A 14,216-nucleotide genomic window follows, 5' to 3' on the forward strand; every position below is an offset into this window, starting at 1 on the left:
GCAGCTCCTACATGAGATTGGTGTAGGAGCTGCCGAAGGCTGCGATCTTTTCGTTTTTGCTATCAACAGAAATGTCAGCAGGCTTCGATACGGAAACCAAACCGCGGGAAGTGCACATGCACCACGCCGCCACGCTCATCCTTGCGCCGTAAGATCAATTCTTCGCTGCCGGCAAACAGCAGCTCTCCCGCGACCGGATCAACGCCGTAGTCCGTGGCGGCGATCACCACCTGCTGACCCGCCGTGAATCCGTTGGGATCGACGAACTGTTCATCCGGCAATGCCGCTGGCGTGGAGCTGCGCGCCACCTCCAGCGCCTCTTCGGACGTCATCTCGCTGGAGGCGCCATGACCAAAGCCCAATACCCGAGAGTGCCACGCATTGACTGCCGGGTAAGCTTCGACCAGCGGAGCCGTCACCGCTGTGGCCTTGAGGAACCAAAGGCAATGGGCCAGGGCAAAGTCGGCAATCGACGGTTCACCGAACAGGAAATCACCCTCTTCACGCTGCAACTGCAGCTCCAGCCGCGACATGATCGTTGGCCACTGATGTTTGGCCTGCTCGGCCGACAATTTTGTCGCGCTACCACCACTGAACAAACCGGCGCGGTCGGCCAGGAACGCCTTGATCGCCTCCGGCGATAAATTGCCAAAGCGCACCGCTATCGATTCCGGCTGGAACACCAGGCTGACCACGTGCTGGAACACAACAGAGTCAGCCCAGGCTGCAAACGCCGCGGTGATCATTTCCTGACCTTCCGGAAAGAACGCGGGCAAGGCTTTTTCCTGTTCCAGTCGCCGGGCAATCAATGCCGTATCGCAATAAATATCTGCACCGACCTGCAACACCGGTGTCTTGCGGTAGCCACCGGTCAACGCCGTAAGGTCCGGCTTTGGCATCACTGGCGAGATCTTCACCGAGCGCCATGACAAGCCCTTGAAGCCCAGCAGCAGGCGGGCCTTCTCGGCAAAGAGGGACGTCGGGTAATGATGCAGAATCAACTCGGACATGCTCGGCTCCGCCGCACAAATTAGGAATCCGCAGCTTAGCGCGCAATCGGTTGGCAGCCTACAGATGTGCCTGATGGGAGCCGATCAGCCAGATTGATAAGACGCTACCAGACATTCCTTGGCGCTTTTGCGCAGTTTCTTGATCAGCCGTTCCTGGCGCAGCGCATCGCTTTTGTCGCGACAAAGTTCGGTGTAGACCAGCGCCATGGCCGGGCTGGAAAGAAAGAACCGTGCACCCTTGCCACTTTGATGCTTGGCGAAGCGGCGCACGGGATCATCGCTGACCCCGCAATAGAGCGAACCATTGGCTGCGCGAACGAGGTAGACGAACCAGGGCTTGCTGACGGGAGACTCGCTTGGGGTGGTCACGGCACGATCAAGGCTTGAAAGGAAACGAGCCGTGATCTTATCAGCGACCAGCCTGAAATGCCTTCAGCCCCTTCAATGCCTGGGCGCGAACGGCGTTGCGCACCAGTGGCGTCCAGCCCAGCAGCAGACCTTTGAAGCCCAATGCCTGACGTGACCAGGTCCAGAGATCAAAGCTGTCGTGATGCTCGCAGATCCTGCCGTCGCGGAAGATAAAACGCGCCTGGATGTCGTTGACCACGGTGTTGCCGGTCTGGCTGAACAGGTAGGTCGCCACCCAATGGGCGCCACCGGTGCGCCCGTCGGCGTGAACATGATCGAAGGTCAGGGAAAAATCCTTGGCCCGAGTCGTCAGCATGCGCCACATGTCACCGGCATCGCGACCGCGAAGCTCACCGAACGCCGGGTCACTGAACACCACGTCATCGGTGTAGCAGGCAGCCATGGCTTCGGCATCCAGGCGCTGGAAAGCCTGGTAGAAACGGGTGATCAAGGCGCTATGGGCTTCACTCATCTGCGGGTTCCCCTGGGTTTGCATAATGATTTCGAAAGAATGCCCGCACGATAGTCTGCAAATGCATCGAACACTATCGGCATTCACGACGAAAATAACGCGATGACTATTCAGCTCATTCCGCTGTCCCGGGCGTAGGAAAAAAGATCAACGTCCGTGGAAATACCTAACCGGTGCATGGCCATTTTCTTTTGTTTACTGATGGTCGACACGCTGCGATTGAAGTGAACGGCGATTTCGCTGACGGTCATGCCACTGGCGAGCATTCTGACCACTTCGTGCTCCTTGGCTGACAAGGGTAATTCATGAAACTGATCCCGGGTATTGGCCAACAGCGTGCGCAGGGACTTGCTGAGGTAACGGCGCCCTTCCTGCACCGCATTGATTGCCAGGTGCAACTCCGTCGCCGATGCGGTTTTGGCGACGATGCCCATCACCCCTAGCGCCAGTGCAGCCCTTGCCGTCACCACACTGGTAAACATGGTCACCAGAATGATCGGCAAGGTCGGGTAAAGGCGCTGAATCTTACTCAACATTTTCAAGCCATCGGCCTGCTGCCCTCCCGGCATGGAGAAGTCGGTGATCAGCAGTTCGCAGGAGGTACTTGAAAGCAGACTCATCAAGTTGTCGACACTGTCGGCCTCGCCGACGATCACGCATCGTCGACTGGCGTTGATGAGTATGCGCAGCCCGACACGAACGACGGAATGGTCGTCAGCAATAACGACTCGCATTGTGGGAAACCTCCTGCTGGTGGCGCAAAAGCGCGGAAAGTAGCGCCGTTCCTGCCCCTTCCACAACGCCTCAAAAAACCCTCTGACGTCGCCCCCCCAATGTATTCAATGGGCTAACTCTTTGCCCATCTAACAAATAGAAGGTTCCTACATTGCAGTGCGCTGAAGACTACGCAGGAGGACTACACCAAAAAAGAGTCCTCTTAGAAAACGCTGCGTAGTCCGCAACACTCCTTCATACACGCCCGCTCTCTTTTCGTATTAGTTGCATACCACCCAGTGACTTCGACCGATAGATTGAATCTTGTCCGCACCACCCCGGCATTTACTTTTTACGAAACGCTCAACGAGACACGTCATGACGATGTTTTCAACAATCACACGCCGCCTGCTCAATTCCGGCATCGGCACACTCGCTCTCCTGCTGACCGTACAGGCCCAGGCCGATGGCATGGTGCCGAATACTTCCGTTGTCATCGTCAACGAAGCTGATGGCGAAGCGTCCGTTACAGTAACCAACACTGATTCCACACTGGCCTTGATGCACGTCACCATCGAAGACATCCCCGAGGACACCGAGCCCCTGGCATTTGTCACGCCACCGCTGGCGCGCGTCGAAGCGTCGAAAACGCAATTGGTTCGGTTCATTCTTCAAGCGGAAAAACCCCTGCTCACCCAGCGTCTGAAGCGGGTGATCTTCGAAGGCATTCCCCAAGGCAAACCTGCAGTCGAAGCCGGACATGCCCGCGTGGGTGTGACAGTGCGCCAGAATCTGCCACTGATCCTTCACCCCAAAGGCCTGGCGCCTAATCGCACGCCCTGGACCGACCTGCAATGGTCGTTGAAGGACGCGCAACTGACCGTGCGCAACGATACGCCCTACGTGGTACGTCTGGGCCAGGAAGTGACATTGTTACCTTCTGCCGGCAACGTCCTGCTACCTAAAACCTATGTATTGCCCGGTGAACACATCAGTGTTCCGGTGCCATCAGGTGGCGCTACGCAAGTGCGTTTTCAGCCGGCCACCGTCTACGGTTTCAGCGTGCCTCACCATGAGGCGCCCATCAAACTCTGAAACCACAACCACTCCAAAGCGCCCTTTGAAGAACAGTGAGCGCTGATGTTTCAAGGCAACGGCCCTCTAGCCATTGCCAAGAGCGTGTCTGAAGCCAGAGCAAAACAGGCGCGCCCGCCGACCTCACCCAAGCGAACCCAATGAACACAGCATTAATTTACCGTGATGGCGAAGCCGTGCCCGCCATTCAAGCCGCTGCTCGCCCTCGTCTGTTACGGCGGCCGGCCCCTCTGGCGCTGCTGCTGACCAATGCGTTGATGGTACTCGACGCCCAGGGAAATGTTTCCTTGCCTGCTTCGTTCGACAAAAACACGTTGCTGCTGCGAGGGATTGACCCAGCGCTGGCCACGTCGCTGATGCAAGCGCCGCGATTCACGGCTGGAAAGCACCCGGTCACCCTCACGATCAATGGCCAGCGCCATGGTCGGGTAGACGTCAGATTCAACGGCGAGGGAGCGTTGTGCTTCGATCGCACCCTGCTTGATGCGGCCAGTCTGAATGTGCCCAGTCGGCTGCTGGGTGACAGCCAGTGCCACGATTTTCTCGGCACCTCGCCGCAGACCGTCATCGAACAGGATCCGGCGAACCTTGCCCTGGCATTGATCGTGCCCACCGACGCAATACGTTCCACTGCCCGGGATTTTTCCGGCTATCGAACCGGCGGCTTCGCCGGCATGCTCAATTACGACATCACCGGTCTGCACAGCCGTTTTGGCGATCGATCGAGTCGCTACGCTGCGGCCAACACCGAACTCGGTTTCAACGCCGGGGACTGGATCGTGCGCAGTCGCCAGGTGCAGAGCTGGCAGGACGACCGTTCTCGAACGACTCATATCGCCGCGTATGCCCAGCGCACGTTCGTCAGCCAGGAGGCCGTGCTGCAAGCGGGTCAGATCAACCTCTATAACCCGGTCCTCGCCGGCGCGCAGATCACCGGGGTGCAGATACTCAATGAGCACGCCTTGCAGGTGGAAGGACAAAACGCCGTCATCGAAGGCATTGCCCACAGCCAGGCGCAGGTCGAGATACGGCAGAACGGTTCGCTGATTCATTCGACGGTGGTTCCCGCCGGCCCGTTTGCCTTGAACAACGTGCGCCGCCTCAACAGCCGCTCCGATGTGCACGTCACGGTCAGGGAAGCCGATGGCAGCGAGCGCAGCTTTACCATTTCCGCGGCAATGCTCGGCATCGACTTGCCGGCGCCCGGTTATTCGCTAGCGGCTGGCCAGGTCCGCAGTACAGGCGCCGAACAGGGCGATGATCCCTGGGTGATCAGTGGCGGCTGGAGCGCTGCAATCGCTCCGCAAGCACTGCTCAGTGCAGGCCTGACTGGCGCGGCCGACTACCGCGCGGCAGGCGTCGGTGTGGGTCTGCTGCCCTCGCCCGGCACCCAGGTTCAAGCCACACTGACAGCGGCTGACGCCACTGGCAGCAAAGCCAGTCAGGGACTTCAAGCCGACCTTAATGTCAGCCACCGCTTGAGCGATCAATGGGCGCTCAATGGAGGAAGCGCCTACCGAACCTTTGGTTACCGTCATCTGGAAGAGGCGGTGTTCGACCGCACCTCCGACTTCAGTCAATCCCGTTACCGCGACCAACAAAGCGCCAGCCTCTCCTGGTCGCATCCCTGGCTAGGCGTTTTCAGTGGTGGTTTGAGCCGGTCAAACACGTTTGACGGCCAAAACAGCAGCCGTGCCATCGCCTCCTGGGGCACCCGCATTGCCAGCGTGTCGGTGTCGACGACCGCCGAATGGCAGATCAGCGGCATGAACCGCGCAGACAACAGTGTCTACCTGAATCTAAGCATCCCTTTGGGGGAGAACCGCCGGGCGAGTACCTGGGTGCGCAGTTCAGCTGGCGAATCCCGCAGCGGCGTGGGCTTGAGTGAGCAGATCGGCGATCAACTGGCGTATCGGGTCGGCGTCGAACGGGACACGCGCGACAGGCAGGTGCAGTCCACCGCCGGTGTTTCGCTGCTGCCGCGCTACACCCAACTGGACCTGAATTACACCCGCGCCGATGCCGAGCGCTCCAGCTATCAGGCCAGCGCCCGAGGTGGTGCCGTGCTGCACGGTGGTGGCCTGACGCTGTCGCCTTACCCGGTGAGCGACACCTTTGCACTGCTCTCGGTCGGTGACATGGGTGCCATCAAGGTAACGACGCCCAGCGGCCCGGTCTGGACCGACTGGCAAGGTCAGGCAGTGATCCCGCAAGTAGCGGCTTACGGCCGCAGCAAGGTGGAAGTCGACCCCAAAAGCCTGCCGCGCAACGTCGACATCCACAACGGGTTGGCGATGATTACTGCCGGTCGCGGTGCCGTCGACAGCGTCGAGTTCGGCATCAGCCTCACCCGCCGGGCATTGCTCAAGGTCACCACCGCCAACGGCGCGCCTTTGCCGCGCGGCGCCGCGGTGAACACCGCGGATGGCGAATTCATCACCCTGGTGCAGGACGGTGGCCTGGTGTTCCTGCCCAACGCCCTTGACTCCCGCAGGTTGTGGGTCACCGCGCCGGGGTTGGAGCGCTGCGAACTGAGCTTCGAATTGCCCCAGGACGTCGCCCCCCAGGCGTACTACGAAACGGCCCCCGCCAAGTGCCGAGCCCTATGAGGAGGACTTCATGAATCTATCCGGTTATTGGCTGCCGACCCTCGCGTCCCTGGCATTGAGCGGATTCACCCCGCTCGCCTCGGCGTCCGCTGACGACTGCCAATTCAACCTGAGCCAGCCCTTGCTCGATTACGGACTGATGAACCGGGCGCTTCGCCCTGATTCGGCACCGGAGCGAAACCTGGGCCAGCGTCAGCTGAGTCTGAGCCTGAACTGCTCACATCCCACCGACATGAGCCTGTTTTATCGGGCCCTGGCCGCGACTGCCGAACGTTTTCACTTTGCTGAACGCGGCAGCTATCAGATCCGTATTCGCGAAGCGGTGCTGGATGGTCAATCGGTAGCGATCGGGTTGATTGCCGGAGTCGGTCAATCGCCCGCAGAAACGGCGTCGAGCCTGATCTGGCGACCGGCGCACGGGATCGTTCCCGTACTCGGTGGCATGCCATTACAGGGCCGTCAATTCTCGGCGCAGCTTGAGCTGACTGCGTGGGTTCAAGAGCGCGGGCTGCAAGTGCGCGACGCGGTCACCTGGCAGGCCTCCGGTGTATTTGATGCAGTGGCTATCGGGCGCACCCCGGAGATCACTTTGCGTGCCCGTTTCGCTCCGGCGGCTTGTGAGCCGACGCTGTCCGACGGTGGCGTGGTCGACTTCGGCACGCTGTCCAGAAACGAGCTGAACACTGACACAAGCACTCGCCTGCCGCCCAAGTCCCTGACGTTGAGTGTCAACTGCGATGCACCCACCGCATTCGCCCTGACCATGCACGACAACCGCTCAGGCTCGGCGACGGTCAGCAGCGAAAGTGCCTACGGTCTGGGCACCGACTACCGCAACAACAAGATCGGCCTGTATTCAGTGAGCGTCGAACCGACCGGCGCCCGGGCCGACAGTTTTCCCAGGCTCTTTCAAACCCACTCCACTAGCGGTGGCGTGGCCTGGAATACGTCCAGCATCAACGCGCGCTCAATCGGAACAACCAGCTACCTGGGCTTTACCGACACTGTCGGCACTAGCTCGGGCCCGATCCCGATCCAGAACCTCAGCACCACCTTGACCGTCGACGCCGTGATTGCGCCGACCAACAGCCTGGATTTGAGCAGTGCCATCGACCTCGATGGCGCGGGGACGATCGAGATTATCTATTTGTAACACCCAACCCAATCCTGCTGGAAACGGGGCGAAACAGGCCTCTCGGACTAGCCAGGAAAACAACCACAGAAGTGAGTAAAAAAATGAAAAAGTACTTTGCAGCACTTTCAACCACCGCACTGATCTGCATCGCACCGCATGCCCTTGCGGCGTCGAGCACTCCCCTGACAGTCACAGGCAGCATCACACCGGCCGCGTGTGATATCAACTTGAGTAGTGGGGGGATTGTCGACATCGGCAAGAGATCGGTGAATGACCTTCATCCCACCAACAACACCTTGCTGAATTCAACAAAGATGCAACTGACCATGACGTGCAGTGAATCGATGCTATTCATGCTGAACCCAATCGATCACAGGCCAAATACTGCAGCAGGGCTAGGCGATTACTTTGGAGTGGGATTGACCCCTGACGATGAAAAACTCGGCTTCTTTGATATAAAGATCAACGAATCCACGGCAGATACAACCCAAGTACAGGCGATTGGCTCTTCTGATGGCGGGGCAACCTGGGTCAAACAAGACCGCATCATGAAAGACAAACAGTCATCGGTTGCCGCTCTGAGTGATCACGCCACGCGGATTGCAGTCCAGGATCTCACCATGGACCTGGAAATCAACACCTACATTGCCGGTACCAACTACCTGACCTTAGACAACGAAGTCCCTATCGACGGCCTCGCAACGATTGAGGTTTGGTACAAGTAAAGACATGACGCTGAACCGCTCGCAGCGTCAGCGAACGTGAGCGGTTCAGCGCCTGCAAGGACAACCCACTCAAATGAATGAGCATCCATGGATGAAAAATCACTTCGCAGCACTCTCGCTCACCGGGTTGATTGGCCTGGTGCCTCATGCCCTCGCCGCGTCGTCCGATGAATTGACCGTCAAAGGCCTCATCACCCCAGTGGCCTGTACACCCAGCCTGTCCAACAGCGGCCTCGTGGAATTCGGAAAAATCCCCCGGCGGGATCTGAATGTCGATAAGCGCACGCGGCTGCGTGACCAGACACTCGACTTCAGCATCCAGTGCACGGCCCCCCGCGCCTTCGCCCTGCTCATGCGTGACGACCGCGAGGGCTCGGCCATCGTCACCAGTCAGATTTATTACGGTCTGAACTACGACGGCAGCGGCAACAAAATCGGCTTGTACTCATTGAATTTCAATCCTGAAAATACGGTCGTGGACGACCTGTCGCAGGTCTTTCGCACCGATTCGACCACCGGTGGCGTGGCCTGGAGTACATCGAACAACCGCCCCATACCCATTGCTGCCAGGAGCTATCTGGGCTTCACCGACAGAGCAGGAAGCACCGCCGGCCCGATCGCCATCCGCCATCTGACAAGCCGGGTCATCGTCGAAACCGTTATCGCGCCAACCTCCGAGCTGGACCTGAGCACCGATGTACAAATCGATGGCTCGGCGACGCTGGAGATTGTCTACCTGTAGCGCCGTACCTCAGACTTTCTCGCTTTGTACTTGAACGTACAGCGAACGGCCGGCACCCAGGCCGGCGAGTATCGCACCCAGGCCGATGACGCCGAAGATCCAGCCCACTGCCGTCCAGCCACCGGTCCAGTCATGCACGAGACCGACCGCGAACGGCCCCATGGACGCCAGGGTGTAACCGAAGCCCTGGGCCATGCTCGACAGGTTCGCCGCGACGTGGGAGTCCCGCGAGCGCAGCACGATCAGGGTCAGGGCCAGGCTGAACGTGGCGCCCTGCCCCAACCCCAGCACGATCGCCCAGCCCCACAAGCCTTCGATCGGCGCATACAGGCAACCGAACAGACCGCCGAGGGTCAGGACCATCACGATCACGATCGCCAGGCGCTGGTCCTTGCCACGTGTAGCCAGCCATGGCGCGGCGAGGGAGCTGACCAGTTGCACGATCACCGAACCCGACAGCACCAGCCCGGCCTGGGTCGGGGTCAGGCCGCGACCGATCAGGATCGACGGCAACCAGCCGAACACGATGTAGGCCAGGGACGATTGCAGGCCCATGTACAAGGTCACCTGCCAGGCCAGCGGATCGCGCAGCAAGCCTCGAACGCGGTAGGCAACGTTGTGTGCGCCGTGTTTCTGGCCGACTTGCGGCAGCCAGAACAGCGCTGCCACCAATGCCGGAATAACCCAGAAGCCGAGGCCCAACGCCCAGCTCTTGTCGAAGTGCTCACTCAGCGGCACGGTCGCACCCGCCGCCATCGCCGCGCCCAGGCACAGGGCCATGGTGTAGACGCCGGTCATGGTACCGGCCTGTTTCGGGAAATCGCGCTTGACGATGCCTGGCAGCAACACACCGATCACGCCGATGCTGGCACCGGCCAGCACACTGCCGGCAAACAGGCCGATCCCACCGAATGAACTGCGCAGGATGATCCCGCCAGCCAGGGTCAGAAGAATCCCCAACACCACCCGCTCAGCCCCAAAACGTCTGGCCAGCAGCGGTGCCAGCGGCGCAAACAGGCCAAGGCAAAGCACCGGCAACGTGGTCAGCAATCCAGCCGCAGACGCCGACAAGCCGAGGGACTTCGAGACCTCGCTGAGCATCGGCGCCATGCTCGACAGCGCCGGGCGCAGGTTCAGCGCCACCAGAATCAGGCCCAGCAGCAACAGCCATGGCCGGCGCAGAACCGGGTGAGTTTGCTGGACTTGTTCGTCATCGGCCTCGGCGTCGATCAGCAGCTCTTCCAGCTCTGCCGAACGTTTTGCGGCTGTGGATAAATCACCGCGCGGTATCGACTTCTCGGTTTCAAGGTTCATTGATCAACTGCCTCGACAAGGATTTGGCCCGTTCCGGGTCGCGTTGTTCGACGGCATCGAGCAATTCGATATGCAGGTCGAACACTTCCTGGCGGCGCGGGACGATGCTCAGGGTCTGGCGCAACTGCGCGCCGACGATGCTGGAGAAATAGCGATACAACTCGCTGAGGGTCGGGTTGTGCGCGGCATCCACCAGGCGGCGGTGGAACACCAGATCGCAGGCGATGTAGGTGTCGAGATCGCCATGGTAGTGACTGCCGCTGACACCCAGCGCCTCGCGCAATGCCACCAGGTCTTCATCGGTGCGGCGCATGGCCGCCAGGCCGATGGCCTCGACTTCAAGGATGTGCCGGGTTTCCCGGGCCTGCTCAAGGGAGCAACGGGACAGCGCCTTCAGGGTATCGAGCGGATCGACCACCGCCCGCACATAACTGCCGTCGCCCTGGCGGATTTCGATCAACCCGGAAAACGCCAACACGCGCATGGCTTCACGCACGGTGTTTCGACTGATGCCCAGTTCCGCCGACAACTCGGGCTCGGTGGGCAAACGCTGGCCAACGACCCAGATGCCCTGGTTGATACGCAGGCGCAGTTGGTCCAGGGCCTGATCGACCAGGGATCGTTTTACCAATGGAGAGATTTCTGACATGGAATTCGCCCTCTCATCCAATCATAGGATGAATTTTTCTGACATGTTAGTCAGCTTCAGCGACCCACACAACCCCTGTAGGAGCTGCCGAAGGCTCGGGCCGCGTTCGGACGATCTTTTGACCTTGTCTTTAAAAAACAAAATCAAAAGATCGCAGCCTTCGGCAGCTCCTACAGGGATGGGCACAAAATCGCAGGCAAAAATAAACCCGGAACTCGGTCCGGGTTTATTTCAGTGCCTGGGTTCGATCAATGCAGGATCTGGCTCAGGAACAGCTTGGTGCGATCATTCTGTGGGTGGTCGAAGAAGTCGTTCGGCGCGGCCTGTTCGACGATTTCGCCCTTGTCCATGAAGATCACGCGGTTGGCCACGGTGCGGGCGAAGCCCATTTCGTGGGTCACGCAGAGCATGGTCATGCCGTCTTCGGCCAGGCCGATCATGGTATCCAGTACCTCTTTCACCATCTCCGGGTCGAGCGCCGACGTCGGCTCGTCGAACAGCATGATTTTCGGCTTCATGCACAGCGCGCGGGCGATCGCCACACGCTGTTGCTGACCGCCGGACAACTGCCCCGGGTATTTATGCGCCTGCTCCGGAATGCGTACGCGTTCCAGGTAGTGCATGGCGATTTCCTCGGCCTTGCGCTTGGGCATCTTGCGCACCCACATCGGCGCCAACGTGCAGTTCTGCAGGATGGTCAGGTGCGGGAACAGGTTGAAATGCTGGAACACCATGCCGACTTCGCGGCGGATCGCTTCGATCTGCTTGAGGTCGTTGGTCAGTTCCACGCCATCGACCACGATGCGGCCCTGCTGGTGTTCTTCCAGACGGTTGAGGCAGCGGATGGTGGTGGACTTGCCGGAACCCGACGGGCCGCACAACACGATACGCTCGCCCTGCTTGACGTTGAGGTTGATGTCTTTCAACACGTGGAACTGGCCGTACCACTTGTTCACGCCCTGCATCTGAATAATGCCTTCAGGGCTCACAGGCTTTTTATTTGCTTCGCTCATAAAAGAACTCCTAACGCTTGTGGCCTGTGTCGAGCTTGCGTTCCAGATGCATGGAATAGCGCGACATACCAAAACAGAAAATCCAGAACACCAGGGCGGCAAACACATAGCCTTCGGTGGCCATGCCCAGCCATTTCGGATCGGCGGCGGCTTGCTTGACGCTGTTGAGCAGGTCGAACAGGCCGATGATGATCACCAGGCTAGTGTCCTTGAACAGCGCAATGAAGGTGTTGACGATGCCGGGGATCACCAGCTTCAGGGCTTGCGGCAGAATCACCAGGCCCATGCTGCGCCAGTAGCCCAGCCCCATCGCCGCAGCCGCTTCGTACTGCCCCTTGGGAATCGCTTGCAGACCACCGCGCACCACCTCGGCCACGTAGGCCGACTGGAACAGGATCACGCCGATCAGGGCCCGCAGCAGCTTGTCGAAGTTCATGCCTTCAGGCAGGAACAGCGGCAGCATCACCGAGGACATGAACAGCACCGTGATCAGCGGCACACCGCGCCAGAATTCGATGAAGGTCACGCAGACCACCCGAATCGCCGGCATGTTGGAACGACGCCCCAGGGCCAGGACAATCCCCAGCGGCAGCGCACCGGCGATGCCGACGGTGGCGATCACCAGTGTCAGCATCAGGCCGCCCCACTGGCTGGTCGCCACGGCGTCCAGCCCCAATACGCCGCCATGCAGCAGGCACCAGGCAATGATCGGGTACAGCACCAGGAAGCTCAGCCCGTACACCGCCTTATGGTGAAAGCGCGAGATGAACAACGGCGCCACGCCAACGATCGCCAGCCACACCGTCAGGTCCACGCGCCAGCGCAGTACCGGCGGATAGTAGCCGTACATGAACTGGCCGAAGCGCTGCTGGATGAACACCCAGCAGGCGCCCTCCTTGGTGCAGTCGGCCTGGCTGGTGCCGACCCAGTTGGCATCGAGGATCGCCCACTGCAGGATCGGTGGTACCACCAGGTAGATGAGGTAGAACGCGAACAGGGTCAGCAGGGTGTTGAGCCAGCTGGAGAACATGTTCGCGCGCATCCACGCCACCGCACCGATGCTGCTGCTCGGTGGGGGCATGTCAGGTTTGAAAGTATGAGTGCTCATGCGCTTTTCCTTACCGCTCGATCAGCGCAATGCGCTTGTTGTACCAGTTCATCAGCAGGGAAATGCTGATACTGATTGCCAGGTACACGCTCATGGTGATCGCAATCACCTCGATCGCCTGACCGGTCTGGTTGAGCACGGTCCCGGCGAACAGCGAGACCATTTCCGGATAACCGATACCGGCCGCCAGCGAGGAGTTCTTCGCCAGGTTCAGGTATTGGCTGGTCAGCGGTGGAATGATCACGCGCAGGGCTTGCGGGATGATCACCTTGCGCAGGGTCGGACCGTTGCGCAGGCCGAGGGAATGCGCCGCTTCGGTCTGGCCGTGGCTGACCGACTTGATGCCCGAGCGCACGATCTCGGCGATGAACGCCGCGGTGTACACGGTCAGGGCCAGCGTGAGCGCCAGCAGTTCCGGGATCAGTACCCAGCCACCGACGAAGTTGAAGCCCTGCAGCTTCGGCATCTCCCAGTGCACCGGTGCGCCGAAAACCAGCGCGCACAGCGCAGGGATCACCAGGAATATCGCCAGGCCAACCCAGAACTTGTGGAATGGCACACCGGTGGCTTCAAAGCGTTTGGTGGCCCAGCGGCTCATCAGCACAATGGCGACGATGGCGACTACAACGCTGATCACAAACGGCCAGAAACCGTCCGCCATCAACGCCGCCGGCATGTTCAGGCCACGGCTGCTGACAAAGAAGGTATCGCCGAAGTTGTGACTGTTGCGCGGCCCAGGCATGGTCAGGAACACCGCGAAGTACCAGAACAGGATCTGCAGCAGCGGCGGAATGTTGCGGAAGACTTCCACATACACCGTCGCCACTTTGGCGATGATCCAGTTCTTCGACAGCCGCGCCACACCTACGATGAAACCCAGGATCGTCGCCAGGATCACGCCGATGAAGGTCACCAGCAGCGTGTTGAGCAGGCCGATGACAAACACCCGGGCGTATGTGTCCGCTTCGGTGTAGTCGATCAGGTGTTGAGCGATGCCGAAACCGGCACTGCGCTCCAGAAAGTCGAAACCGGAGGTAATGCCCCGGTGCTGCAGGTTGGTCTGGGTGTTATCGAACAGATACCAGCCCAGCGAGACCACCCCGATAACCGTGATGATCTGGAATACCCACGCACGCACTCGTGGATCGCTGAGGCTGAGCCTCTGCTTTGGTGCGCCGATTGAATTTTGCATGAAGTGCCCCGGAAATAATGGAACAGAACA

The 14,216-nt window shown here is 59.9% G+C and carries 14 protein-coding genes; 5 read left to right on the forward strand and 9 right to left on the reverse strand.

Annotated elements, in window-relative coordinates; all coding sequences use genetic code 11:
- Positions 1–74 precede the first annotated feature (74 nt).
- The 4 genes from AC07YV_RS03750 to AC07YV_RS03765 all read right to left on the reverse strand — a co-directional run bounded on the left by AC07YV_RS03750 (position 75) and on the right by AC07YV_RS03765 (position 2,624).
- The gene (locus tag AC07YV_RS03750) at positions 75–1,010 is read right to left on the reverse strand and encodes a glutathione S-transferase family protein (RefSeq protein ID WP_102698475.1); all 936 of its coding nucleotides are present in this window, start codon (positions 1,008–1,010) and stop codon (positions 75–77) included.
- Between the two features lie 84 nt (positions 1,011–1,094).
- Complete coding sequence (locus AC07YV_RS03755; RefSeq protein ID WP_007972703.1) at positions 1,095–1,379, reverse strand: GIY-YIG nuclease family protein; 285 nt, start codon at positions 1,377–1,379, stop codon at positions 1,095–1,097.
- Positions 1,380–1,419: 40 nt separating this feature from the next.
- Positions 1,420–1,890: a nuclear transport factor 2 family protein gene (locus tag AC07YV_RS03760; protein ID WP_007972702.1), complete on the reverse strand. Its 471-nt coding sequence runs from the start codon at positions 1,888–1,890 to the stop codon at positions 1,420–1,422.
- 110 nt (positions 1,891–2,000) lie between these two features.
- The gene (locus AC07YV_RS03765; RefSeq protein ID WP_102698476.1) at positions 2,001–2,624 is read right to left on the reverse strand and encodes a response regulator; all 624 of its coding nucleotides are present in this window, start codon (positions 2,622–2,624) and stop codon (positions 2,001–2,003) included.
- Between the two features lie 358 nt (positions 2,625–2,982).
- Between AC07YV_RS03765 and AC07YV_RS03770 the strand changes: the two genes are divergently transcribed.
- The 5 genes from AC07YV_RS03770 (at position 2,983) to AC07YV_RS03790 (ending at position 8,910) form a co-directional block, all read left to right on the forward strand.
- On the forward strand, positions 2,983–3,699 hold the full coding sequence (locus tag AC07YV_RS03770) for a fimbria/pilus chaperone family protein (protein ID WP_102698477.1): 717 nt from the start codon (positions 2,983–2,985) through the stop codon (positions 3,697–3,699).
- Positions 3,700–3,839: 140 nt separating this feature from the next.
- A complete protein-coding gene (locus tag AC07YV_RS03775) occupies positions 3,840–6,308 on the forward strand; it encodes a fimbria/pilus outer membrane usher protein (protein ID WP_102698478.1) in 2,469 nt (822 codons plus the stop codon).
- Positions 6,309–6,318: 10 nt separating this feature from the next.
- A complete protein-coding gene (locus tag AC07YV_RS03780) occupies positions 6,319–7,461 on the forward strand; it encodes a DUF1120 domain-containing protein (RefSeq protein WP_102698479.1) in 1,143 nt (380 codons plus the stop codon).
- A gap of 83 nt (positions 7,462–7,544) precedes the next feature.
- On the forward strand, positions 7,545–8,168 hold the full coding sequence (locus AC07YV_RS03785) for a DUF1120 domain-containing protein (RefSeq protein ID WP_102698480.1): 624 nt from the start codon (positions 7,545–7,547) through the stop codon (positions 8,166–8,168).
- Between the two features lie 91 nt (positions 8,169–8,259).
- A complete protein-coding gene (locus tag AC07YV_RS03790; protein ID WP_102698481.1) occupies positions 8,260–8,910 on the forward strand; it encodes a DUF1120 domain-containing protein in 651 nt (216 codons plus the stop codon).
- Between the two features lie 9 nt (positions 8,911–8,919).
- Here AC07YV_RS03790 and AC07YV_RS03795 read toward each other — a convergent pair whose 3' ends face one another.
- From AC07YV_RS03795 to AC07YV_RS03815, 5 genes are all read right to left on the reverse strand, one after another.
- On the reverse strand, positions 8,920–10,224 hold the full coding sequence (locus AC07YV_RS03795) for a CynX/NimT family MFS transporter (RefSeq protein WP_102698482.1): 1,305 nt from the start codon (positions 10,222–10,224) through the stop codon (positions 8,920–8,922).
- A complete protein-coding gene (locus AC07YV_RS03800; protein ID WP_102698483.1) occupies positions 10,214–10,873 on the reverse strand; it encodes a FadR/GntR family transcriptional regulator in 660 nt (219 codons plus the stop codon). Before AC07YV_RS03800 ends, AC07YV_RS03795 begins: the two co-directional genes overlap by 11 nt.
- 248 nt (positions 10,874–11,121) lie before the next feature.
- On the reverse strand, positions 11,122–11,886 hold the full coding sequence (locus AC07YV_RS03805) for an amino acid ABC transporter ATP-binding protein (protein ID WP_007972685.1): 765 nt from the start codon (positions 11,884–11,886) through the stop codon (positions 11,122–11,124).
- Between the two features lie 10 nt (positions 11,887–11,896).
- Positions 11,897–12,994 carry an amino acid ABC transporter permease gene (locus tag AC07YV_RS03810; RefSeq protein WP_102698484.1) on the reverse strand — a complete coding sequence of 366 codons (1,098 nt, stop codon included), beginning with the start codon at positions 12,992–12,994 and terminating at the stop codon, positions 11,897–11,899.
- 10 nt (positions 12,995–13,004) lie between these two features.
- Positions 13,005–14,186 carry an amino acid ABC transporter permease gene (locus AC07YV_RS03815; RefSeq protein WP_102698485.1) on the reverse strand — a complete coding sequence of 394 codons (1,182 nt, stop codon included), beginning with the start codon at positions 14,184–14,186 and terminating at the stop codon, positions 13,005–13,007.
- Between the last annotated feature and the right edge of the window lie 30 nt (positions 14,187–14,216).

The sequence above is a fragment of the Pseudomonas sp. GW456-E7 genome (assembly GCF_059424105.1).